A 24,641-nucleotide genomic window follows, 5' to 3' on the forward strand; every position below is an offset into this window, starting at 1 on the left:
GTGGTGGAGGGGGGTTGGGTGGAGGTGGTGACCGAGGCGCAGGCGGGGTGTGCGGTGTTGGTGGTGGCGAATACGGGGCCGGTGGTGCCGGCGTACGAGGTGGAGAATCTGTTTGAGCCGTTCCGGCGGTTGCGGACGGAGCGGACCGGTAGTGACAAGGGTGTGGGGCTGGGGTTGTCGATCGTGCGGTCGGTGGTGCGGGCGCATGACGGGACGATCACGGCGCGGCCGCGGGAGGGCGGCGGGCTGGTGATGCGGGTCGTCCTCCCGCTGTAGGGGCCGGGCCCGTCCGCAGCCGTGCGCCGGGTGCGTACGCCCTCCTGCCCGGCCGGGTACGCCCCGGGGGCAGCGGTCCGGACTGCGGCTTCCGTACCCCCGCCCCGTACCGCGTCCGTGGTAGCGGGCGGGCGCACCCTACTCCCCGGGGAGGCCACCGGGTTCCGCCCGGGGTACCGGCGTCCCGCGGCGGACCCTCCCTAGGATTCACGTATGGATCTCCGAGGTATCCGACCGCGCGGCCGGCGCTGGTACGCCGCCGCGGGCGCGCTGGCCGTCCTCATAGGAGGCGGCACCTGGGCGGCCGCCTCCTCGGACGCCGCGCCCGCCGTCCACCGCACGGACCGGCTGATGACCATGCCGGACCGGCCCGGCAGCCCGGAGAAGGTACGGATCGACACCTCCTTCTTCACCGCCGGGGACTCCGCCGGGCGGCGGCCCGCGGTGCTGCTCGCCCACGGCTTCGGCGCCAGCAAGGCCGAGCTCCGCCCCCAGGCCGAGCGGCTGGCCCGGGACGGCTACGCCGTGCTGACCTGGTCGGCGCGCGGCTTCGGGAAGTCCACCGGCAAGATCGGGCTGAACGACCCGGACGGTGAGGTCGCCGACGTCCGCCGGCTGGTCGACTGGCTGGCCGGGCGCCCCGAGGTGCGGCTCGACAAGGACGGTGACCCCCGGGTGGGGATGGCCGGCGGCTCCTACGGCGGGGCGATCTCGCTGCTGGCGGCCGGCCACGACCGGCGGATCGACGCGATCGCCCCGCAGATCACCTACTGGAACCTCGCCGACGCCCTCTTCCCGCACGGCGTGTTCAAGAAGCTGTGGGCCGGGATCTTCTTCACCACCGGCTCGGCGGGCGCCCCCACCGGCTCCGCGGGCGGGGCGCCCACCACGTCCGGGGGCTGCGGGCGCTTCGAGCCCGCGCTGTGCCGGATGTACGAGCGGGTCGCCGTCAAGGGCGCGCCGGACGCCGCGGCCCGCAGGCTCCTGGCGGACCGCAGCCCGGCCGCCGTCGGTGACCGCATCAAGGTGCCGACCCTGATCATGCAGGGCCAGACCGACTCGCTGTTCACCCTCGACCAGTCCGACGCGCTGTACAAGAAGCTCCGCGAGAACGGGCCACCGGCCGCCATGGACTGGATCGCCGGCGGCCACGACGGCGGGGACCGGGAGACCGCCCGCCTGGAGGGACGCACCGAGGCCTGGTTCGACCGCTACCTCAAGGGCGACGAGCACGCCGGGACCGGGCCCGGATTCCGCATCAGCCGCAGCGGGGGAGTGGACTCCACCAACGGCGCGGTGCGGCTGGGCGGGGCGAGCGCCGACCGCTACCCCGGACTGGACCACGACCCCCGGCGGGTCCGGCTGGCCGGCCGCACCCAGACCTTCAGCAACCCGCCCGGCGCCGGACCGCCGGCGATCTCCGCGGTGCCCGGGGTCGGCGCGCTCGGCAACCTCTCCTCGCTCGGCGCCGGCGGGCTGTCCCTGGACTTCCCCGGCCAGTACGCCCGCTTCGAGTCGGCGCCGCTGCGCACCCCCGTCCATCTCACCGGCCGCCCCACCGCCACCGTCCACGTCCGGTCCGAGACCCGGGACGCGGTGTTCTTCGCCAAGGTCTACGACGTCGCCCCGGACGGCCGCCGCCAGGTGCTGCCGTCCCAGCTCGTCACCCCGTACCGGATCGAGGACGCCCGGCACGGCCGGACCGTGCGGCTGCGGATGCCCGCCGTCGACCACGAGTTCGCGGCCGGGCACCGGATGCGGCTGGTGCTCTCCGCCACCGACCTCGGCTACGCCTCACCGGCCGAACCCGCCTCCTTCACCGTCTCCCTGCCGGACGGCGCCCTCGACGTGCCCACCGCGCCCGCGGTGCGCGGCGCCGCCGCCCCGCTGCCCGCCTGGACCTGGGCGCTGCCCGCCGGGGCCGCGGTTCTCGCCGCGCTGCTGCTGCTCACCGCCCGCCGCCGGACCGCGGCACCCGCGCCCGACCCGGCGCTCGCCGAGGTCCCGCTGCAGATCAGCGACCTGAGCAAGCGGTACGCGAAGTCCACCGACCGGTATGCCGTACGGGAGTTGTCCTTCCGCGTCGAGAAGGGGCAGGTGCTGGGGCTGCTGGGGCCCAACGGCGCCGGCAAGACCACCACCCTGCGGATGCTGATGGGGCTGATCACCCCCGACGAGGGCGAGATCAGGATCTTCGGGCAGGCCGTCCGGCCGGGCGCCCCGGTGCTGTCGCGGGTCGGCGCGTTCGTGGAGGGCCCCGGCTTCCTGCCGCATCTGTCCGGCCGCGCCAACCTCGACCTGTACTGGCAGGCCACCGGCCGGCCGGCCGCCGACGCGCACCTCGACGAGGCACTGGAGATCGCCGGACTCGGCGACGCCCTGCAACGCGCCGTGCGCACCTACTCCCAGGGCATGCGCCAGCGTCTCGCCCTGGCCCAGGCGATGCTCGGACTGCCGGACCTGCTGATCCTCGACGAGCCGACGAACGGCCTCGACCCGCCGCAGATCCGGGAGATGCGGGACGTGATGATCCGCTACGCCGCCGCCGGACGCACCGTCATCGTCTCCAGCCACCTGCTGTCCGAGGTAGAGCAGAGCTGTACCCATCTGGTCGTCATGGACCGCGGCCGGCTGGTGCGGTCCGGCCCGGTCGACGAGATCACCGGCTCCGGCGACACCCTGCTGATCGGGGTCGCCGAGGAGGTCGGCGACGCCGTGGTGGAGAAGGTGGCCGCGCTGCCGGGCGTCGCCTCGGCCGTACGCGCCGAGGGCGGTCTGCTCGTACGGCTCGACGGCCTCGGCACGCCCCATCTGCTCGCCGAACTCCTCCGGCTGGAGGTCCCGGTGGACCGCGTCGGCCCGCACCGCCGCCTGGAGGACGCCTTCCTCACCCTGATCGGAGGGGACCGATGACCGCGACCACCACGGGACGGGCGCCGGGCTACCGCCCGCGCCGCACCCTCCCGCTGCGCGTCGAGGCCCGCCGCCAACTGCTGCGCCGCCGCACGCTGGTGATCGCCGCCGTGCTGACGCTGCTGCCGTTCTTGCTGGTGGCGGCGTTCGCGATCGGCGGCGACCCGGCCGGCCGGGGCCGGGTCACGCTGATGGACACCGCCACCGCGTCCGGCGGCAACTTCGCCGCCACCGCGCTGTTCGTCTCCGCGGGCTTCCTGCTGGTGGTGCCGGTGGCGCTGTTCTGCGGTGACACGGTCGCGTCCGAGGCGAGCTGGTCCTCGCTGCGCTATCTGCTCGCCGCGCCGGTGCCGCGGGCCCGGCTGCTGCTGAGCAAGCTCACCGTCGGGCTGGCGTTCAGCGCCGCCGCGATGCTGCTGCTGCCGCTGGTCGCGCTGGCCGTGGGCAGCGCCGCGTACGGCTGGGGGCCGCTGCAACTGCCCGCCGGCGGCGCGCTGTCCGCGGGCGAGACGGTGCCGCGGCTGGCGGTCGTGGTCGGCTATGTCTTCGTCAGCCAGCTGGTCACCGCGGCCCTGGCGTTCTGGCTGTCGACGGTGACCGACGCGCCGCTGGGCGCGGTCGGCGGCGCCGTCGGGCTGACCATCGTCGGCAACGTCCTCGACCAGGTCACCGCCCTGGGCGCCTGGCGGAACGTGCTGCCGGCGCACTGGCAGTACTCCTGGGCGGACGCCCTGCAGCCCCGGCTGGAGTGGTCCGGGATGATCCAGGGGGCGTCGGTCTCGGTGGCGTACGCGCTGGTGCTGTGCGCGCTGGCGTTCCGGGGGTTCGCGCGCAAGGACGTGGTGTCGTGACGGCGGGGCGCCGGGCCGTGGGCCGCGGGGGCCGGTCCCGTCAGGCGGTGGGCCCCTGCATGTGGGCGCTGACCCAGCGCATCGTGCCCTCGCCGAGGCCCCGCACATAGGTCGCCGCGCTGTGGGTGCCGCCCGGCACTATCTGGAGCCGGGTGTGCACCGGGCCGTGCCCGTAGCGTGCGAGGAACCTCCGTACCTTCGGCAGCACCGTGTGCTCCCGGGAGCCGTCCTGGAACGCCAGATAGACGTCGGGTCCGCCGCGCGCTATCAGGCGCCGGGCCAGCACCTCGGGGTTGTTCTCCCGCTCCGCGTCGGCATGCCCCTTCCACAGGGGTGAGTCGGGCACGATGTCCGGCCCGTTGGGTATCGCGACCTTGAACGTGTCCGGGTGCTGGAGGACGTTCTTCAGCGCCGCGAACCCGCCCGACGAGGAGCCCATGATCGCCCAGGCGTCGCGGGTCCTGAGGGTGCGGAAGTTCTGCCGTACGAGGTCGGGCACGTCCTGGCTGAGCCAGGTGCCGATCTTCGGCCGGCCGGGTATGTCGCTGCCGTCGTGGTACTGCTTGTCGTCGGGGTTGAGCACCGGCATGACGACGATGAACGGCAGGCTGCTGCCGTTCCCCGACCAGCGGGCGAGGTTCTCCTGCAGCTTGAGGCCGGGGCCGGTCCAGTAGTTGGCGGGGTAGCCGTGGGAGCCGGGCAGCGCCTCCATCACCGGGAAGCCCTTGTGCGCGTTCCGCTTCTCGTAGTACTCCGGCGGCGCCCAGACCCAGACCCGGCCGGTGAAGCCCGACTTGGGGCCGTGCAGGGTGGTCACCCCTATCGGGGTGTTCCGGCCGGCTCCGCCGACCCGGCTCTCCTCCTCGAAGCCGATGGGCTTCGTGGGCCACTGCACCAGCGAGCGCTTCCCCGGCGGGCCGGCCCCGAGCGCGGCGTCCGCCTGGGTGCTGCCGAAGCGTACGGGGGCGGAGGCCCGGGAGGCGCCGGTGCCGCAGCCGGCCGTGGTGGCGAGGACGGTCAGGGCGAGCAGCGCGGTCACCGGGCGGAACAGGGCTCTGTGCACGGGTCTTTCTCCTTGCCGGACGGCCGGGACCGGTCCCGGCTGCCGAGCAAGAGGAAGAGGAGCGTCCGCCGGTTTCCCCGTGGCGGTGTCGGCTTCCTCGCACCGGCCGCCCGGAATCCCGGCATCCCCTTCGTGACCTGGGGTGTTCCCCGTGGAGCGGGAAGGCTGCTTTACCGGGATTTTCCCGGCGCAGGGGTCGGAGCGCGGGATCTTGGAGCCCGCCCGGAGCTTTCCGGAACCCTCGGCTCCGGCGCCGTATCCTCTCGCTATGACCTGGTCGCGTGCGCTCAAGGAGGCCGCCCGCTCGGGGCTGACCATCGAGCGGACCAAGCTCACCCCGCTGATCGCGATCCGCGGCTCGGCCGGCGTCGCCATCGTCATCGGGCTGTGCCTGTGGCTCGGTGACCCGGCGCTGGCGGTCTCCTCCGCCTTCGGCGCGTTCTCGTCCGGCATCGTCACCTTCCAGCGCAGCATGCGGCCGCGCCCGGTGCTCGCACTCGCCGTCGCCGGCGCGCTGGCGGTCTCCACCTTCCTCGGCTACCTGGCCGCCGCCCATGTCGTCGCCTTCGTCCTGCTGCTGGCCGGCTGGACCTTCCTGGCGGGCATGGCCTGGGCGATCGGCCCGGTCTCCGGGCTGGCCGGCACCCAGACCGTGGCGATCATGCTGGTCACCGTCACCCTGCCGACCTCCGTCCTCGGCGCGGCGGAACACGCCGCCCTGATCTTCTTCGGCGGTGTCGTCCAGGCGACCCTCATCGTGGTCTTCCCGGTCCGCCCCTGGGGCGTCCAGCGCGACGCGCTCGCCGACGCGCTGGCCGCCGAAGCCGACTACGCCCGGCGGCTGCGACAGGACCCGGTCGCCCCGTTCGACCCGGCGCCGCTGATGGACGCCCGGCTCGCCTCCGCGGTGACCCCGCGTCAGGCCCGGCGCCGCCCCGTCCAGCTGCACGGCCCCCGCGGCCTGGCCGAACGCGTCCGCCCGGTCCTCGCCTCCCTCGCCGACCCGGTCGTCGGCGCCCCGCTGGAAGGGCCCGAACGCGACCGGGCCCGCGACCTGCTGGGCGCCGCCGCCACCGTCCTGGACGCCGTCGCCCACGCCGTACGGCACGCCCGCCCGGTCCGGCTGCCGCCCGAGGCGATGGCCACCCTCGAAGTCCCCGCGACCGGCCCGATGCTCCACGGGGCCGCCCGCCGCTCCGCCTACCGGCTGATCTCCCTGCTCGCCGACGCCGTCGAACTCACCGACGAGCCGGTCGAGGCCACCCGCCCCACCACCGCGTCCGAACGCGGCCATCTGCTGCGCCCCAGCGTCCCCAAGTTGGTGCCGGGCGCGCTGCGGGCCCTGCACCGCGAGGCGCGCTGGACCTCGCACATCTTCCGGCACGCCCTCCGTGTCGCCGCGGTCGCCGCCGCGGGCTATCTGCTGGGCACCGCGCTGCCGTTCGGCCACGGCTACTGGGCGCCGCTGGCCTCCGTCATGGTGATGCGCCCCGACTTCGCGCAGACCTACTCCCGCGGCATCGCCCGTTTCACCGGCACCCTCGTCGGCGTCGGCATCGCGGGGGCGCTGATGGCCGTGGCGCATCCGGGGACGTACGTCAGCGCCGGACTGGCCGTGGTCTGTGTCGCGCTGATGTACCTGCTGATGCGCACCGGCTTCTCGGTGACCTCGGCGTGTGTGGCCGCCTATGTCGTCTTCCTGCTCGGCATCGCCGGCGCCGGCTGGGAGCAGACCGTCCAGGAACGCGTCGTGCTGACCCTCCTCGGCGGGCTGCTCGCGATGCTGTCGTACGCGCTGTTCCCCGCCTGGGAGACCCCCAAGCTCCGCGACCGCCTCGCCGAGTGGCTGGCCGCCAACGGGGCGTACGCGCTGGCCGTCTTCGACCTCTACGCCACGCCCGCCGAGCGCCGCCCCCGGCAGGTCCGCGACGCCCTGCTGGACTCCCGTGCCGCCCGCGCCGCCTGGGAGGAGAGCGAGGCACGGGCCGAGAAGGAGCCCGTGCGCCACCGGGGGCTCTCCCTCACCTCGGCGAAGGCGGCCAGTACCGCGCTCGCCACGATGGGCCGGGTGACCATGATCCTGGAGGTCCACCTCCCCGAACGGGACGCCGCGTCCTCACCGGGCGCCACCGCCTTCGCCTTCGAGCTGCGCGCCTCCCTGGAGGAGGCCACCCGGGCGGTCCGGGAACGGGGCGAACTGAACTGGAGCGAGTTGCGGGCCGTATGGGAGAGGTGGGACGCGGAGGACGAGAACCGCGGTGTCGCCCTGCGCGTCGCGGACCTGCTCCTCGACGCGCTCGACGACCTGGCCGGGGCACTGGCCGGGGAGCCGGACACGGACGGCGCGGCGGCGTCCGGCGCGCAGGAGAATGGCGGCCGGTGAAGGAGGGAAGGCACGGAGGGGAACCATCAGAGGCCCCCAGTAGTCTTAACAATTGCGCACAATGAACACCATTGGTGGCCCATGGGGTTGTCTGCAGCGCAATGCCCCAGGAACCCACCCCGTCGCGAGAGAGCACACGATCCCCCCATGGCGTCCAGCACTTCGTCCGGTACGTATGACATAGGCATCGACCTCGGCACCGCCAACACCCTGGTGTACGCCCGCGGCAAGGGCGTGGTGCTGAACGAGCCGTCCGTCGTCGCGGTCAACGCCGCCGGCGAGGTGATCGCCGTGGGCCTGGACGCCAAGCGCACCATCGGCCGCACCCCCTCCGGGATCACCGCGATGCGTCCCCTGCGCGAAGGTGTCATCGCCGACTTCGATGCCGCCGAGCAGATGCTCCGCGCCCTGATGAAGAAGGCCCTGCCCAGCCGCCGTTTCTCCCGGCCGCGGCTCGTCATCTGCGTCCCCTCCGGCATCACGGGCGTCGAGCGGCGCGCGGTCATCGACTCCGCCCGGGGCGCCGGCGCCCGCGAGGTGCACCTCATCGAGGAGCCGATGGCCGCCGCGATCGGTGCCGGTCTCCCGGTGGACGAGCCGGTCGGCTGCATGGTGGTGGACATCGGCGGCGGCACGACCGAGGTCGCCGTCGTCTCCATGGGCGGGCTGGTCACCGCCCAGTCCGTACGGGTCGCCGGGGACGCCATGGACACCGCCGTCAGCGCCTACATCAAGAAGAAGCACTCCCTGGACATCGGCGAGCGCACCGCCGAGGACATCAAGATCGCGATCGGTTCGGCGGTCTGGACGCCGGTCGACGTCGACGAGGACGGCGAGCCCGAGCGCCCGTCCTCCTACACGGTCCGCGGCCGCGACCACGTCAACGGCCTGCCCCGCGTCCAGGAGATCACCGAGGAGGAGATCCGCGAGGCGCTGGCCGAGCCGGTCGACGCGATCGTCCGCGCCGTCCACCGCACCCTCGACGACTGCCCCCCGGAGCTCTCCGGCGACATCGTCGAGCACGGGATCGCCCTCACCGGCGGCGGCGCCCTGCTGCGCGGCCTGGACCGCAGGCTGCGCCAGGAGATGGGCGTCCCGGTCCGGGTCGCCGACGAGCCCCTGGACTGCGTGGTCAACGGCACCGCCAAGTGCGTCGACGAGTTCGCCTCCCTGCACGGCCTGTTGACGGGCGCGAAGGAACAACCGAGGCGCACGGTGCGGTTGTAGGGAGAGGCCGTGGGCGCGGGTCCCGCGTCCGGCCGGTTTGCCGTCCCGGCAAAAAACCTCGCGCGCGGTGGGGTGCCGCCACGATCGTGGGGGAGCGGTCGCGGGGACCGCGGGCCGCGCCGGACCGGGCCCGCCCGTGGCCGCCGCCCGCAGGCACCGCCACCACCGGCGGCGCCGCACTCCCCGAGGAGGATGCATGCCGCAGTCCGCCAAGACGCCGTCCACGCCGCCCACTTCCCCCGCCGCGGTTCCGCAGCCGCCGGCCGGCCCGCTGCCGGAGGCGGTCCACCGCACGGTCGAGGTCCCCGGCGGCCGCATCCACCTCGTGGAGCAGGGCAGCGGCCCCCTCGTCCTGATGGTCCACGGCTTCCCCGAGTCCTGGTACTCCTGGCGCCACCAGCTCCCGGCGCTCGCCGCCGCGGGCTACCGAGCCGTCGCCATCGACGTACGGGGCTACGGGCGTTCCTCCAAGCCCCGCGACGTGGCGGCCTACCGGATGCTCGCCCATGTCGCCGACAACGTCGCGGTGGTGCGCGCCCTCGGTGAGGAGACCGCGACCATCGTGGGCCACGACTGGGGCTCGCCCATCGCCGCCAACTCGGCGCTGCTGCGGCCCGATGTCTTCACCGCCGTGGCGCTGCTGAGCGTGCCCTACGCGCCGCGTGGCGGCGTCCGGCCCACCGAGGGCTTCGCGCGGCTCGGCGGCGGGGGCGAGTTCTACATCAACTACTTCCAGGAGCCGGGCCGGGCGGAGGCGGAGATCGAGCCCGGTGTCCGCGACTGGATCGCCGGGTTCTACGTCGTGGCCTCGGGCGACGCCAAGCGGGACGCCGCGCCCTCCGGGGCGGGCCGGGACCACGTCGGCAGCTTCTCGGTCGCCCCGGGCGGAAAGCTCTCCGACCGCTTCCCCGAGAAGCTCCCCCTGCCGCTGCCCTGGCTCACCGAGGCCGATCTCGACTTCTACGCGGGCGAGTTCGAGCGCACCGGCCTGACCGGCGGCCTCAACCGCTACCGCAACGTCGACCGGGACTGGGAGGATCTCGCCGCCTGGGACGGGGCCCCGATCAGGCAGCCGTCGCTCTTCATCGGCGGGGAGCACGACGCCCCCACCAACTGGATGGCCGACGCCATCAAGGCCTTCCCGCACACCCTCCCCGGCCTGTCCGCGTCCCACATCCTCGACGGCTGCGGCCACTGGGTCCAGCAGGAACGCCCCGAGGAGGTCAACCACCTGCTGCTCGACTGGCTGCAGACGCTGCCGGGGGCGGGGGCCTAGGAGGCGCTCCGCGCCCGGCTCATATAGGCCGCCAGCCCGTCCAGGATGCGCTCCAGGCCGAACTCCCCGGCCCGGTCCTGGGAGGCGGGGTCGGCATCCGTGGCCGCGACGGCCGCGGCGACCGCGGGAAAGCGGTCGGCGCGGCCGGCCAGCAGTTCGTTCAGCGCCGCGCTCATGACCTGCTCGGGCTCCTTCGCTCGGGCGCTGCCCAGCCCCATCGAGGCCGAGACCTGGGCGATGGCCTGGATGTGGCCGCTCACCACGACCACGGCGTCGAGCTGCTCGGCGCCGGTCAGGCCGGTGTCCGTGAGCGCGGCGAGGGCGCGTTCGGTCCAGCCGAGTTCCATCGGGCCCATGACCCGGGGGCCGACGGCCGCGCCCAGCAGCCAGGGGTGCCGGTGGTAGACGGCCGCCAGTGCGTGCGCCCAGGCCCGTAGCGCGCTCCGCCACGGCGCGTCGTCGCCCCGGCCGGCGGCGTCCGGCGGGGGTGCGCTCGGCGGTTCCCCCATCGCCCGGTCGATCATCAGCGCGACCAGCTCGCTCTTCCCCGGGACGTAGCGGTACAAGGACATCTTGGTGAAGTCCAGCTCGGCCGCGATCCGTTGCATGGAGACCGCCCCGAGGCCGCCGGTGTCGGCGAGGCCGATGGCCGTGGACGTGATCCGCTCCAGGCTCAGCGCCGGCCTGGGACCCCGGCTGGGCCGCTCGCGGCCGCCCCACAGCAGCTCGACACTGCCCGCCTGATCCCCGAACACACTGCGCTTCCCGTCGTCTCCCGCCATCCCCGCATCCTAAAACTGTGTCCGGGGTACACAGAACAGTGTCCGTCGGATACAGTTTCTGGTGTCAGTACGACCGATCGACGGGGGAGCGTGCGATGAGGTACGGAACGACAGCGGGGTGTCCGGGTGCGGACCGGCCGGGCCGGGGGCGGGGCGAGCGAACGGCCGGGTCCCGGCCGGAAGTTCTGATCTCCGGCGCCAGCGTGGCCGGCCCGGCCCTGGCCTACTGGCTCGGCCGCTACGGCTTCCGGACGACCGTGGTCGAGGTGGCCCCCGCCCTGCGCGGCGGCGGCTTCGCGGTCGACTTCCGCGGCGCGGCACACCGGACGGTCCTGGAACACATGGGCCTCCTGGACGCCGTCCGGCGGCGCGTCACCGGTCCCGGCGCTCCGCTGAGCTTCATCGACGGGCAGGGCCGCGAACTCGCCACGCTGCCGCCCGAGTTCGCCGCCGGGGACATCGAGATACTCCGCTCGGAGCTGTCCCGCCTCCTGCACGCGCACAGCCTCACCCCGCCCGGCACCGGTCCCTGTCCGGGCGTCGCCCCCGAGTACGTCTTCGGCGACTCCCTCACCTCCCTCACCGAGACCGCCGACGGTGTCCACGCCACCTTCGAGCGGGGCGCACCGCGCACCGTCGGCCTCGTGATCGGCGCCGACGGCCTGCACTCCACCGTGCGCCGGCTCGCCTTCGGCCCCGAGGAGCGGTTCGTCAGCCACCTCGGCTACCACTTCGCCGCGTGGGACCTGCCGGCGGAGGCCGGTGACCTCGGCGCCCGCCCGGTCGGTTACGGCGAACCGGGGCGGCTGGCGACGGTCGGCCGTCTGCCCCGCCGGGCCGCCGAGCCGGGCTACACCGGCGAAGCCTTCTGCGTCTTCGCCTCGGAGGAGCAACTCCCTTACGACCGGCGGGACAGCAGGTCCCAGAAGGAGGCGATAGCCCGCGCCTTCGAAGGAGCCGGCTGGCGGATACCGGAGCTCATCGGCACCCTGTGGAAGGCCGGGGACCTCTACCTCGACGCCCTCAGCCGCGCCGATCTGCCGCAGTGGTCCACGGGCCGCATCGCGCTCCTCGGCGACGCCGCGTACGGCGCCACGCTCGGCGGGATGGGCACCGGCGCGGCGCTGGTCGGCGCCTATGTCCTCGCCGGTGAACTCGCCCTGGCCAGCGCCGACCACCGCACCGCCTTCGCCCGCTACGAAGCGAAGATGCGCCCCTACACCACTCCCTGCCAGGAAGGCGGCCGCGGCGCCGGTGAGTTCTTCGCCCCCGCCACCCAGGAGGCGATCGACGCCCGTAACACCGCCCTGAACACCCCTTCCGCCGTCACCGCCATGCTGGAGCGGGGGCATGACCTCTCCGCGGCGATCACGCTGGAGGACTATCCGGCCTCGGTCGCGGCGACCGCGAAAGCCCACGCGGAGCGGTCCCCCGGGCCGGCGGCGTGGTGAAGCCCCGCCAGTGTGCGCTGGGCCGATCGGGTGCACCGGTGTCAACGCGATTGCCCGGCGTCAACTCTTCTGGGTTACTGGAGAGGCCTGGTCGGTGGCCGTCCATCCCCCTCGGGCTTCGGTAGTCGGCCCGCCCACCAGTCCTCTTCGCTGCAGGGCTGTGAAGGACGGCCAGGAGCGTGACGGCCCCCGCACCGCCCAGGTGTGAGTCCGGCCGCTGAGCGCCCGCCCGCGTCGTCCTCCTGTGCGGCCGGCTGCTGCCAAGTGCTCGGATTCCGGCTCGTGCGCCACACCAGTCACGAGCGGGCCGGGCGACGCGCTCACACAGCAGGAGGACATTCATGTCTACACCCACACTTCCGTCGCTGCCGGGCTTCCCGCTCGCGATCGGCCCGTTGCTGCTCGGGGTGGTACCGGCCACCGGGCCGACCGCGGGCGGCAACACCGTGCAGCTGGTCGGTCTCGGCCTCGGCGGTGCCACCAGCGTCCTCTTCGGAGGGACGTCGGCGACCATCGTCGGACAGGACCCGCTGGGCCTGACCGTCACGGTCGTGGCCCCGGCGCACGCCGCGGGCACCGTCCAGGTCACCGTCACCACCGCCTCCGGTACCAGCAACCCGGCGTCCTACGTCTATCTGGCGCCGGCCGTGCCGGTGGCGGCGGCCATCACACCCACCGCGGGTCCGGTCGCGGGCGGTACGCCGTTCGCCATCATCGGCTCGAACCTCCAGGGCGGCACCGTCACCATCGGCGGCAACGCGGCCACCGTGCTGGGCACCGACCCCACCGGGTCGGTCCTGTTCGGTGTCGTTCCGGCCGGCGCCCCCGGCGGAGGCAACGTGCCGGTGGTGGTGACCACTCCGGGCGGCACCGCGACCGTCCCGGGCGGCTACACCTACCTGGTGCTGCCTCCCGTGGGCAGCTGACCGTCCGGACCACGTCCGGCACCGCCCACGCGGACGTTCACCCGCAAGGCGTGACGGCCCGCACCCCCGGATGACGGCCCGGCTCCCGGCACCTGAGGTCCACCGCCCGCGCCGGCGCGGGCCGGACCCGGCCGGGCGGCCCGGCACCGTCACTCCGTAGGGGGGCGCAGGAAAACGGTTCGGCCCCCGCCCGTACGCCGGGCGGGGGCCGAACTCGCCGGTGGCTTCCCCTGGCTCTCCGCGGGGCGGCGGTGCCCGTCAGGGGGCAGATACCGCCGGGTGTCCTGCGGGGGCCGCCCGGCGGCGCCGCACAGCAGCGGCAGCGGCAGCCCGGCGTCCGCCATCCATGTCAGGCCCGTGTGGCGCAGGTCCTGGCGCCGGAGATACTCATGGCCGAGCTCGTCCACCACGTCGTCCCAGTGGGTCGCGTCCCGCAGCGCCGCGGCGGTGAACCGGCTCCGGCGGGGGCCGGTGAACAGCCGGGCCGGGGGCGTGTGCCGGGCCGTCTCCAGCCGCCCGGCCGCCAGCTCCCGCGCGGCGGGCCGCAGCGGCACCACCCGGTGGTGTCTGCCTCTGCACGGGCGGTCGTGCAGCCCCTCCGGCTCGGACACCGTGAAGTGCTGGACCTGCCAGGTCCAGGTGCTCGGGTCGATGTCCTGGGCCTGCAGGGCGGACACCTCGCTGAAGCGGGTACCGGTCCAGGCGGCGAACCGGACGATGTCGCCCCACCCCTCGTAGCCGTCGGACGACCGCTGGACGAGGGCGGCCGCCAGCCGCTCCAGGGCCTCCGGGTCGGGCAGTGCCAGCGACCGCGGAGCGGTGCGCTCCGCCTGGGCGCGCTGGTACTCCTGCTGCCAGCCGGCCACCCGCGCCGGATTGGCGTCCAGCACCCCGTCCCGGACGGCCTGTTCCAGGACCCGGACGAGGACGGCGAGGCTGTTCTTCACCGTCGACAGCCCGCACTCGTCGGCGATCCAGCAGTGCAGCGCGCGGTTGACGACCCGGCGGGTGACCTGGTGCACGAGGACGTGCCCGATGCTGGGGACGACCCGCAGCCGCCAACCGGCCTGGTAGGGCGACATGGTCAGGGTCTCCAGGCCGTGCATCGCGGCCGCCCACCGCCGCTCCCCGTAGGCGGCGAGTGACATCGTGCGGGTGTCGGTGCCGGGCGGAATCCGGCATCCGGCGTTATCGTTCATCATCGAATCACCCTTGTCTGCTGGGAGTTATTCGTCCGACGGATCTGGTGGCGCGATGCGCTCTGGCGGCGCGATGCGCTCATGAGCGGGAAACCGAATCCGGGGAATCGTGACCACATCGTGCCGGGGGACGGTGTGAAGAGCTGCCGGCCGGCGGCGGGCAGGTGGCCGCGCCGCTTGCCGCGGAAGAAGAACGGCAGTTGGCCGGGGCCGGAAAAGGCCGGGCTCCACCGCACACGGTCCGCGCCGGCGGTCTCCCGTGGATCACTCACCGGTACGGGAGAATTGCGGACGCACCTCCAACTCGCTCAAGGCCGACGGAAGATGCGGAGACGGCATGGGCTTTGCCGAAGTCGAAGTGACTTCCATTGTCACTGTCAGCGGCGGCCGGCGGCGGTCGGCTATTGCCAGCGCGTCGGTTCCCGCTGTGTTCCACACACACAAATGACAAGCGGCGAGCTTGCTGCTGCGCGCGGTTCTGCATCGCGATCAAGCCGGCACAGTGAGCAATCCAACGCTGCATCAGTCATGAGTGGAATAAAGGCATCTCCTCAGGCCATTGCGCAAGTTGGTACGGGATTCCGCTTTTCGCGCTGCTCCGAACGGGTGGCCTTATCGGTTGACTGTTGTAGCCCGCCGAGCCGCATGGATAACTAGTCGCATCCAACCGGTGGGCCGCCCATCCTCTCCGGGGAGCGGCACCTGGCCTACCCGTTGGCCCGGCCCAGCGCCTGGTTGCGGTCAGACCGAGATGCCGTATGGGCGTCCCCGGTAGAGGGTTTTGGATCCGTCAGCCGGTGCCGGCACCTCGGCACCGGCTGATCGGCCCCCACATTCGGATCAGGGGGCGTCATGCGAACCATTCCCACCATTCGCCGGCTCAACGGCGCAGAGGCCTTGATCCCAGCCCGCACCGCGGGCGCACCAGAACCCCACCGGTACGCCGGTGACCTGCGTCTCCCGATCCCGATGCCGGATGCGAACGCCGCGCTCCCCGCCGCGGCCGGCCCGGCACCCGCGTCCGGCGCCACCCCCTCGGCGCCGGCCCCGCACCGTACCCACCCGCTCCACACCCCGCCGGCCGGCAGCGGCTCCGCTGCCGTACGCCGGCGCACCACCACTGCGGATTCCCCGGCGGGACGGTTCCCCCTCCCCGTCCGCGGGGAATCCGCCCGGCATGTCCGCACCGCCGCGGCGGCCCGGGTCGACCTGGTCCCCGGCGCCGGCGAACGGCCCCTACCGGCCGGCCCCGCCGCGTGCGGTGAACGGCTCCCCTTTCCGTGTACAGGCGGCGGCAGCGCCGTGACCGAGGATATGGAGTTCTTCATCTCCGCCTCGCCGAAAGGGAATGGGGCGCCGTGCGGAACGGGCCGCTCCGTCAGGACCGGAAGTGTGCCGGTGACCGCCGCCCGTGTCATCGGCACCTGTTCCCGCCGTGCCCGCCGCGGCGGAATTCAGTAACAAGGCCTGAGCGGGCCATCACCCGCAGCCTGCCCCGGGCGCCGCCGGGACCGCAATAGGTCACCGTGCACACCGCGCCCGTACCGCCGACGACGACCTCGGAGTCGCCGTCGCCGCGCCATCAGTCAAGACCGGTCCGGCAGTTGTCACTTCGCCGTAACCGGTCCCGCAGTGATCTGCACCCGGGTCCCCCCACCTCACCTCTGAAGCCTGCCCCCCACACAACCCACTGCGACAGAAACACCGGAGAACAGTATGGCGAAAAGAAGAATGGTGATCCTCGTCGACGGGCCTGAGGGAAATGCCCTGCCGCAGCACATGCGTGACGACGCGGGCGATCCGATAAGGCTCCTGCGGGGCAACGGGTACGAACGTTTCGAATTCTACGGCGAATACGCGGATCTGGGCGGTCAGCAGATCCCGGTCTATCGCTGGTGTTACCGCACACGAATCGCCGAGTAGGCGTTGTGCGCCCCGCAGAAGAAAGCGAAGTGCAGAGGAGAACGAACATGTTGAACCGCCTGAGGGACGGAGTTCTGTCATGAACCAACGGAATGGAAGCTCCGGGGAACGCCACACGAACCGGGACGTGATGGTGACCGGCGTCGGATTCTGTCTGCCCGGCCAGCGCGAGCCGGTGTTCACCGCCGACGACATGTGGTCGGTGATCTCCAACGGACGGTCCTGCCTCAAGCGCGACGAGGTCTACTACGGCTCGGTCGAGCTCACCCAGGAGATGTTCGACGAACGCCTCCCGGATGTGCCGCCGTTCTTCTCCCGCCACTACACCTCGGCGCACCGTTTCGGCCTGGTGTCCATGGCGGAGGCCACCACCGACGCCGGACTGTCCTTCCACGGCGGTGCGCTGAGCGAGGCCGCGATCCTGGTGGGGCGCGGCGGCGTCGACGCCAACATCGACAGCTACCTGTCGGTGCTCGGCGCCGACCCCGGCAAGACCAGCGCACCGGACGCCATGGAGCTGTTCGTCGCGGCCGAACAGGCCGTGACACCCTCCGACGTGGCCCTGGTCCAGGCGGCACTGACCCAGTCCAACGGCCCCTGCTTCACGGTCTCGTGCGGCTGTGCCTCGTCCGCCGTGCAGGTCGGCAACGCCCGGCGGATGATCGCCCAGGGCGAGGTCGAGGTCGCGGTGGTGACCGGCGTCGACGTCTTCAACGTCCACCTCATCCAGAACATCCAGCGGCTGCTGAGCGGCGCCCAGCAGACCTACGACGACCTGCGCACCACCGGCATGCCGGAGCTGCTGCCGTCCTTCAGCTCCCTCATGCGCCCCTACGACCGGCGGGCGGACTGCATCAACCACGGCGAGGGCGCCGCCACGGTGATCATGGAGAGCCGTGAGCACGCCGCCCGGCGCGGTGCGCACACCTACGGCCAGGTGCTGGCCACCGCCATGACCCGCGACGGACTGGCCAACCCCCTCGCGTCCGACGAGACCGGCGCCGAGCTGGTCACCGCCGTCCGCCGCTGCCTCGGCGACCGGTGGCGGATCGAGGACGTGCCGTACGTCCACGGCGGCAGCGACGGCAACATCGTCGTCACCGCCTTCGAGGCGGCCGCCATCCGGGAGCTGTACGGGCCCGACAGCGAGGTGCTGGTCACGTCCCAGGAGGGCTGCTTCGGCCACAACGGGGCACCGGCCGGCTGCCTGGGCGTCGCCATGACGCTGATGATGATGGAGCGGGGGCAGGTCTGCCCCACCGCCAACTGCGAGCAGCCGGCCGACGGGCTCCCCTTCGACCCCGTCCCCGGCGTGCGGCCCCGCCCGCTCGACTTCGACTACGCGCTGAGCTTCAACTACCAGGTCGGCGGCGTGAAGAACGCCATCCTCCTCGGCAGCCCGGAAGCCGTGTGACCACGGGCAGATCACCTCCCCACGTACGGAGCCCCGATGAGCAACGACAAGCACGGCTCGCCAGCCGAGACACAACCCACCCCCGAGACACAACCCACCCCCGAGACACACTCGACCCCCGAATCACATCCCACCCCCGGGACCGAGCCCGTCGCCGTGATCGGCATGGGCTGCCGGCTCCCCGGAGACACCGATTCGCCCGCCGCCCTGTGGCGGCTGCTGGCCGACGGGCGCGACGCGGTCGGCGAGATGCCCGCGGAGCGCCGGCGCCTGGTTCCCGAGGGCTCCCCCGGTCCGGGGAGCCGGGCACCGACGCCCCGTCAGGGCGGCTATCTACGCGAGGTGACCGGCTTCGACGCCGCCTTCTTCGGTGTCGCGGGCGGGGAGGCCGACGTCCTGGACCCCCAGCACCGCCTGCTGCTGGAGGTCACCTGGGAGGCCCTGGAACACGCCGGCCTCCCCCCGGACCGGATGAACGGCACCCGCACGGGCGTCTTCGCCGGCATCAGCTACAGCGACTACATGGACCAACTGGCGGGTCAGCCCCAGGAGCTGGAGGGGTCGATCCTCACCAACGGGCACTGTGTGGCGGCCGGCCGGATCTCCTACCTGCTCGGTCTGCACGGACCGTGCGTGGCGCTGGACACCGCCTGCTCCTCCTCCCTGGTGGCGGTGCACATGGCCCGCCGGGCCCTGGACGCCGGCGAGTGCGAGGTCGCGCTCGCCGGCGGCGTCACCCTGAGCTTCCAGCCGCGTATCACCCGGTCCTTCGACCGCATGGGCATGCTGTCGGCCGGCGGCCGCTGCCGGACCTTCGACGCCGACGCCGACGGGTTCGTACGCGGCGAGGGCTGCGGCGTGGTCGTGCTCAAGCGCCTCTCCGACGCGCTGCGGGACGGCGACCGGGTACTGGCCGTGCTGCGCGGCTCGGCCACGAACCAGGACGGCTCGTCCGAAGGCCTCGCCGCACCGTCGGTGACCGCCCAGCGGGCCCTCTACCTGGACGCCCTCGCCCAGGCCGGGGTCGACCCGCGCGACGTGGGCATGGTCGAGACGCACGGCACCGGCACCCCCGTGGGCGACCCCATCGAGTTCGCCAGCCTCGCCGAGGTCTACGGCTACGGACCGGGCCGCTGCGCCCTGACGTCGGTGAAGACCAACGTGGGGCACCTGGAACCGGCCGCCGGGGTCACCGGGCTGATCAAGAGCGTGCTGTGCCTCCAGCGCGGCATCATCCCGGCCAACCTGCACTTCCGGCGCTGGAACCCGGCCATCACCCCCGGGGGCACCCGCTTCTTCGTCCCCACCGAACTGACCGCGTGGCCGCTGCGCACGGCCACCCGGCTGGCCGCGGTCTCCTCCTTCGGCTTCTCCGGGACCAACGCCCACGTCGTGCTCGAACAGGCCCCGGAGCCGCGGCCCGCACGGAGCCAGGACACCGGCCGGCCGGCTCCGTCGGCCGCCGACGTCTTCCTGGTGTCGGCCGGCTCCCCGGACGTCCTGCCGGCCGCGGCCACCCGGCTCGCGGACTGGATGGAGGGCGACGGCGCCACCGTGCCGCTCCGCGACATCGCGCACACCCTGGCGCTGCGGCGCTGCGGCGGCCGCGGGCGGATGGGCGTGGTGACCGCCGCGCGCCAGGAACTCATCGGCTCGCTGCGGGCGTTCGCGTCCGGGGAGCGGCACCCGGCGGTGGTGACCGGCGCCGTGGGCGCCGCGGTCGAGCGGCAGCCGGTGTGGGTGTTCTCCGGGCAGGGCTCCCAGTGGCCCGGCATGGGACGCGGGCTGCTGAAGGCCGAACCGGCCTTCCTCGACGCCCTGACCGAGCTCGACGAGCTGATCGGCGCGCAGAGCGAGGTGTCCGTGCTCGATGTGGTGCGGCAGGGGAAGACCGTCCAGGGCTGCGGCACGGTACAGCCGGTGCTGTTCGCCCTCCAGGTCGCCCTCGCCGCCACCTGGCGCTCGTACGGCATCGAACCCGCCGCGGTGATCGGCCACTCCATGGGCGAGGTCGCGGCGGCGGTGGTGGCCGGGGCGCTGACCCTGGCCGACGGCGTCCGGGTGATCTGCCGGCGCTCCGGACTGCTGAGCGACATCGCCGGCAGCGGCAGCATGCTCAGCGTCGGCCTGGACGCCGACACGGTGCGCGGGGAACTCGCCGACAGCGCGGGCACGGTGTCCGTCGCCGTCCTCTCGGCGCCCGACTCCACCGTCGTCGCCGGGCGGACCACGGAGGTGAGCCGGCTGGCCGCCGCCTGGGAGGCCCGGAAGATCCCGGTGTTCCCGATCGCGGTGGACGTCGCCTCGCACTGCCCGCTGGTGGACCCGGTGCTGCCGGCGCTGCGCTCGGCGCTGGCCGGACTCGCGCCCCGGCAGCCCAAGGTGCCGTTCTACTCGACGGTCGTCGACCCGGGGGAGACCCCGTCCTTCGACGCCGACTACTGGTGCGACAACCTGCGCCGCCCGGTGCGGTTCGCCGAGGCGGTGGCCGCCGCGGCGGCCGACCGGCACGTGGTCTACGTCGAGGTCTCACCGCACCCCGTCGTCACCCACTCCGTGGCCGGCAGCCTGGCCGGTCTCGTCACCGACCCCGTCGTCCTGCCCACCCTGCGCCGCGACGAGGACGACCAGTCCACGCTGCGCACCCAGCTCGCCGCGCTGCACTGCGCCGGGGTGCCGGTGAACTGGCGGCACCTCTACGCCGAGGGCGCGCTGGTGGACGCGCCCACCGTCACCTTCGACCGGCGCCACCACTGGGCCGACGCCCCGCAGCCGGCGGCCGCCGCCGTGGCGCCCCGGGCCCAACTGCCCGGTCACCACACCGAGTTCCCGGGCGAACCCGTGCGCCACTGCTGGCGCGCCGACGCCGGCACCGGCGCGCTGCCCTGGATGGCCGACCACCGGGTGCACGGCAACGCCGTCTTCCCCGGTGCGGCGCACTGCGGGCTGGCCCTCTCGGTGGCCTGCGAGGTCTTCGGCGCGGCACCGCACGAAGTGGAGGTCACCGACGTCCAGTTCAAGCAGCTGCTGCGGCTGGAGCAGGACACCGAGGTCTCCACCGTCGTCACGATGACCGCGCCGGACCGGGCCCAGTGCCAGATCCTCGCCCGCAACGAGGACGGCGAGTGGGAGCCGCAGGCGGAGGCGGTGCTGCACCGGCTGAGCGTGCGGCCCGAGCTGCGGCCCAGATCCGTCGAGGACATGAGCCTGCGCCATCCGCTGTCCGTCGACCCGGCCGACCTCTACGCCGGTCTGCGCCGGCGCGGCCTGGAGCACGGCCCGGCCTTCACCGGTGTCCGCCGGCTGAACGCCGGCCGCCACAACGACAGTTTCTGGGCCGAGGTCGGCGTGCCGCGCGAGGCGAGCAGCCCGCCCCCCGGGCTGCCGGTGCACCCCGTCCTCCTCGACGTCTGCGCCCAGCTCGCGGTGGCGCCGCTGATCAACGAGGAGGACCAGGCGCTGGTGCTGCCGGTGGGCATGCAGGCGCTGCGCCTCATCGGTGACCCGGCGAGCGCCGTGTACTGCCACGCCCATGTCAGCGAGATCACCGCGGAAGCCATCGTGGCGAACGTGCGCCTCCTGGACGACAGCGGCGCCGTGGTGCTCGTCGTCAACGGTCTGCGCTTCGCACGGCGCGCGGCCGCCCGCGGCACCCCGGCGGTCGACGACTGGCTGCTGGAGATCGGCTGGCGCGCCACCCCCTGGGCGGCGCCCGACGGCGGCCACGCCCCGGGCAGCTGGATGATCGTGGGCGAGGCGGACGGCTCGGCGCAGGCGCTGGCCGCCGCGCTGCGCACCCGCTGCGCCCGCACCGCCGTCTGGGACCGGCCGCTGGACGACGGCACCCTCGCCGCCTTCCGCGACGCCCTCACCGGGCGGCTGAGCGCCGCCCTCGAATCCCCGCGCGGGGTGGTGCTGGTGTGCGGGCCCGAGGACGGCGGGGCGCCCACCGAGCAGTCCCTGCGGCGCACCCGCCGGCTGCTCGGCACCCTCCAGGCGCTCACCGCCACCTCGGACGCGCCCCGGCTGTACGTCGTCACCCGCGGGGCCCGCGCCCTGACGCCGGGCGACGCGGTCGACCTCGGCCAGAGCGCCCTGCGCGGACTGCTGCGGGTCGCCGCCCTGGAACACCCCGAGATCCGGCCGGTACTGGTGGACGCAGACCCGCACGACGCCGACCCCGAGGAGGTCTCCCTGGAACTGCTGGCCGACGCGGACGACGACGAGGTCGTGCTGCGCCCCGGCGGCCGGTACGTGGCCCGCCTGGAGCACGCCGCACCCAGCGGCGGGCAGGACGAGGCGGCCACCACGTGCACGGTCCGGTACGGCACGGACGGGTTCCGGCTGCGCGCCGGCCGCCTGGGCGATCTGTCGAGCCTGGAGTACGCCGTCACCGAACGGCGCGCGCCCCGGCCCGGCGAGGTCGAGGTGCGGGTCACCGCCGCCGGCCTGAACTTCCGCGACGTGCTCACGGCCATGGGCCTGCTCCCCGGTGAGACCGACGTCCGCTACCGCATCGGCTTCGAGTGCGCCGGAGTGGTCAGCGCGGTCGGCGACGGCGTGGAGCGCCTGCAGGCCGGCGACGAGGTGATCGCGGTCGATCTGCGGGGCGGCGCGTTCGGGTCGTTCCTGACCGTGCCCGCCGACGCGGTGGCGCCCGTCCCGTTCGGCATCGAACCGGCGGTCGCCGCCGGGCTGCCGATCGCCTTCCTGACCGCCTGGTACGCGCTGCGCTCGGTGGCCCGGCTCTCCGCCGGGGAGCGGGTGCTGATCCACTCGGCCACCGGCGGCACCGGTATGGCGGCGATCGCGGTGGCCCGCATGCTGGGCGCCGAGGTGCTGGCCACGGCCGGCAGCGAGGACAAGCGCCGCTACCTGCGGGGCATGGGCATCCGCCACGTCATGGACTCCCGCACCCTGGAGTTCGGTGAACGCACCCGCGAGGCGACGCACGGCGAAGGCGTGGACGTGGTCCTCAACTCGCTGTCCGGGGCGGCCATCCGGACGGGCCTGGAGACCCTGCGCCCGTTCGGCCGTTTCGTGGAGCTGGGGGTCCGCGACATCCTGGCGGACGCCCCGCTGGGCATGCTGCCGCTGCGGCACAACGTCACCCTGAGCACGGTCGACCTGATCGAGCTGCGGCGCAACCGTCCGGACACCTTCGCCACGGTGTGGCAGGAGGTCCTCGCCGCGTTCGAGGACGGCCGGCTCAAGCCCCTGCACTGCACGGAGTACCCGCTGTCGGAGGCCACCACGGCCTTCCGCACCATGGCCGGCGCCGGCCATGTCGGCAAGCTGGTGCTGACGGTGCCCGACAGCGGGGAGGCCCCCGCGGTCCTGCCCGACATGGACATGCCCGTACAGGAGGGCGGGGCCTACATCGTCACCGGCGGGCTGCGCGGTCTGGGCCTGGCCACGGCGAAGTGGCTCGCGGCCCACGGCGCCGGCCATCTGGTGCTCAACGGCCGCTCCGCACCGGACCCCGAGGCCGCGCAGACGCTCGCCACGGTGATCGGCCAGACCACCAAGGTGTCCGTGGTCCTCGGCGACATCGCCGATCCGGACGTCGCGGAGCGGCTGGTGTCCACCGCGGTGGCCGACGGGTTCCGGCTGCACGGAGTGGTGCACTGCGCCATGGTGCTGGACGACGCGGTGATCGCCAACGTCGCCGACGACCAGCTGGAACGGGTCTGGATGCCGAAGGTCGACGGCGCCTGGCAGCTCCACCGGGCCACCGCGGAGCACCCGCTGGACTGGTTCGCGGTGTTCTCCTCGATGGCCTCGCTGCTGGGCAACCCCGGCCAGGGCTCCTACGCCGCGGCGAACTCCTGGCTCGACGGGTTCGCGGCCTGGCGCTCCGGGCAGGGCATGCCGACCCTGGCCGTCAACTGGGGCCCGTGGGGCGAGATCGGGGTCGCCACGGACTTCAGCCGCCGCGGCTACCGCACCATCCCCACGGACCAGGGGCTGGCGGCGTTCCGGACGCTGCTGGCACACCGGCGGGTGCAGACCGGGGTGCTCCCCGGGCCGCCGGACACCTGGCTGCCGCCCGCGGGCCGTCATCTGCCCTTCTTCAGCGGGCTGACCGGCGACGCGCCCCCGGCGGAGCAGGCCCCGGCGGCCGACGGAGCCGAGGACATGCGGGCCCGGCTCGCCGCCCTGCCGCCCGGCCTGGCCCGCAGGGCGGCGCTGGAGGAGCATCTGGCGGACCACGTCCGTGACGTCCTGCGGATGGGCAAGAGCTCGCTCGACCCGCAGACCCCGCTGAAATCCCTGGGGTTCGACTCCCTGCTGGCCATGGAGCTGCGGGCCCGCATCGACCGTTCCTTCGGCCTCAGCCTGCCGCGGAACTTCGTCTGGGAGCATCCGACGCTCGTCGCCCTCGCCGCCGGTATCGCCGAGCAGCTGGGCCTGGAACTGACGGCACCGTAACCCCCCGGTCAACGGGGGCACATCACGCCCGGCGGGCAGCAAAGCCCGCCGGGCGTCCGTCTGTTCACGGCACGGAAGAAGCGGTAGCATTTCTTCCGCATTCCCGCCGCATTCCTTTCCGGCGCAGCCGCCGGCCATTTTCGTCAATGGCATCGGCGCATAATGCGCAACGGTTTTTTTATGGTCATAGTATTTCGCGTCGGTGAAATCCCCGGCCGCTCCCACTGCTGCACCGTACGCCTTCCCGGGCGTCCTGAGGCGCTGCTTGAATAGAGACGGGAAGAGGACGGAAGCGGCCCGGTGCACACCGGAGGCGCGGCGAACTCCCCAGGCCGCCACGACGGATCGAGCGATGGCGCGGCGTGCTTCATGTGGCGATACCGGCATCGGCGTCCATGAGGCAGGTACGAAAGGGGTAGTCATGTTACCCACCACAATGCATTCGGCCGAAGTCACCATAACCGCCCGGCATATCGCCGGCTGGCCCCAGGAAAGAAACTCTCTGGTTCCCGCTGACTGCTGGGG

Annotated in this window: 14 protein-coding genes; 11 read left to right on the forward strand and 3 right to left on the reverse strand. The window is 73.5% G+C overall.

Features of this window, described 5'->3' with window-relative positions; translation table 11 throughout:
• From ACGFN2_RS22365 to ACGFN2_RS22375, 3 genes are all read left to right on the forward strand, one after another.
• The coding region (locus tag ACGFN2_RS22365) for a sensor histidine kinase (RefSeq protein WP_393363069.1) at positions 1-276 on the forward strand (276 nt) is incomplete at its 5' end.
• A 213-nt stretch (positions 277-489) separates the two neighbouring features.
• Positions 490-3,189: an alpha/beta fold hydrolase gene (locus tag ACGFN2_RS22370; protein WP_393363071.1), complete on the forward strand. Its 2,700-nt coding sequence runs from the start codon at positions 490-492 to the stop codon at positions 3,187-3,189.
• Positions 3,186-4,040: an ABC transporter permease gene (locus ACGFN2_RS22375; protein ID WP_393363074.1), complete on the forward strand. Its 855-nt coding sequence runs from the start codon at positions 3,186-3,188 to the stop codon at positions 4,038-4,040. Before ACGFN2_RS22370 ends, ACGFN2_RS22375 begins: the two co-directional genes overlap by 4 nt.
• 40 nt (positions 4,041-4,080) lie before the next feature.
• Here the strand turns inward: ACGFN2_RS22375 and ACGFN2_RS22380 are convergent, their stop codons facing one another.
• Complete coding sequence (locus ACGFN2_RS22380) at positions 4,081-5,103, reverse strand: alpha/beta hydrolase (protein ID WP_393363077.1); 1,023 nt, start codon at positions 5,101-5,103, stop codon at positions 4,081-4,083.
• 268 nt (positions 5,104-5,371) lie between these two features.
• Between ACGFN2_RS22380 and ACGFN2_RS22385 the strand changes: the two genes are divergently transcribed.
• The 3 genes from ACGFN2_RS22385 to ACGFN2_RS22395 all read left to right on the forward strand — a co-directional run bounded on the left by ACGFN2_RS22385 (position 5,372) and on the right by ACGFN2_RS22395 (position 9,989).
• Positions 5,372-7,486: an FUSC family protein gene (locus ACGFN2_RS22385; RefSeq protein WP_362611947.1), complete on the forward strand. Its 2,115-nt coding sequence runs from the start codon at positions 5,372-5,374 to the stop codon at positions 7,484-7,486.
• Positions 7,487-7,633: 147 nt separating this feature from the next.
• The gene (locus ACGFN2_RS22390) at positions 7,634-8,713 is read left to right on the forward strand and encodes a rod shape-determining protein (RefSeq protein WP_362611945.1); all 1,080 of its coding nucleotides are present in this window, start codon (positions 7,634-7,636) and stop codon (positions 8,711-8,713) included.
• A gap of 196 nt (positions 8,714-8,909) precedes the next feature.
• Complete coding sequence (locus ACGFN2_RS22395) at positions 8,910-9,989, forward strand: alpha/beta fold hydrolase (protein WP_393363081.1); 1,080 nt, start codon at positions 8,910-8,912, stop codon at positions 9,987-9,989.
• Here the strand turns inward: ACGFN2_RS22395 and ACGFN2_RS22400 are convergent.
• Positions 9,986-10,771 (reverse strand): TetR/AcrR family transcriptional regulator, encoded by a 786-nt coding sequence (locus ACGFN2_RS22400; RefSeq protein WP_393363084.1) that lies wholly within the window; start codon positions 10,769-10,771, stop codon positions 9,986-9,988. The two genes, ACGFN2_RS22395 and ACGFN2_RS22400, sit on opposite strands and share 4 nt — an antisense overlap.
• Positions 10,772-10,974: 203 nt before the next feature.
• Between ACGFN2_RS22400 and ACGFN2_RS22405 the strand changes: the two genes are divergently transcribed.
• Together ACGFN2_RS22405 and ACGFN2_RS22410 are read left to right on the forward strand one after the other, a co-directional pair.
• A complete protein-coding gene (locus ACGFN2_RS22405) occupies positions 10,975-12,222 on the forward strand; it encodes an FAD-dependent oxidoreductase (RefSeq protein WP_393363086.1) in 1,248 nt (415 codons plus the stop codon).
• Positions 12,223-12,563: 341 nt separating this feature from the next.
• On the forward strand, positions 12,564-13,148 hold the full coding sequence (locus tag ACGFN2_RS22410) for an IPT/TIG domain-containing protein (protein ID WP_362611936.1): 585 nt from the start codon (positions 12,564-12,566) through the stop codon (positions 13,146-13,148).
• Positions 13,149-13,297: 149 nt separating this feature from the next.
• Here ACGFN2_RS22410 and ACGFN2_RS22415 read toward each other — a convergent pair whose 3' ends face one another.
• On the reverse strand, positions 13,298-14,350 hold the full coding sequence (locus tag ACGFN2_RS22415) for a tyrosine-type recombinase/integrase (protein ID WP_393363089.1): 1,053 nt from the start codon (positions 14,348-14,350) through the stop codon (positions 13,298-13,300).
• 1,713 nt (positions 14,351-16,063) lie between these two features.
• On the opposite strand from ACGFN2_RS22415, the gene ACGFN2_RS22420 reads away from it, so the two are divergent.
• From ACGFN2_RS22420 to ACGFN2_RS22430, 3 genes are all read left to right on the forward strand, one after another.
• Positions 16,064-16,270, forward strand: coding sequence for a DUF5988 family protein (locus tag ACGFN2_RS22420; protein ID WP_393363092.1), 207 nt, complete (start codon positions 16,064-16,066; stop codon positions 16,268-16,270).
• 79 nt (positions 16,271-16,349) lie between these two features.
• The gene (locus tag ACGFN2_RS22425; RefSeq protein ID WP_393363095.1) at positions 16,350-17,684 is read left to right on the forward strand and encodes a beta-ketoacyl synthase N-terminal-like domain-containing protein; all 1,335 of its coding nucleotides are present in this window, start codon (positions 16,350-16,352) and stop codon (positions 17,682-17,684) included.
• 36 nt (positions 17,685-17,720) lie between these two features.
• Positions 17,721-24,116, forward strand: coding sequence for an SDR family NAD(P)-dependent oxidoreductase (locus tag ACGFN2_RS22430; protein ID WP_393363098.1), 6,396 nt, complete (start codon positions 17,721-17,723; stop codon positions 24,114-24,116).
• Positions 24,117-24,641: the final 525 nt, after the last annotated feature.

It is taken from the genome of Streptomyces sp. NPDC048612, from assembly GCF_043199295.1.
Classification (GTDB): domain Bacteria; phylum Actinomycetota; class Actinomycetes; order Streptomycetales; family Streptomycetaceae; genus Streptomyces.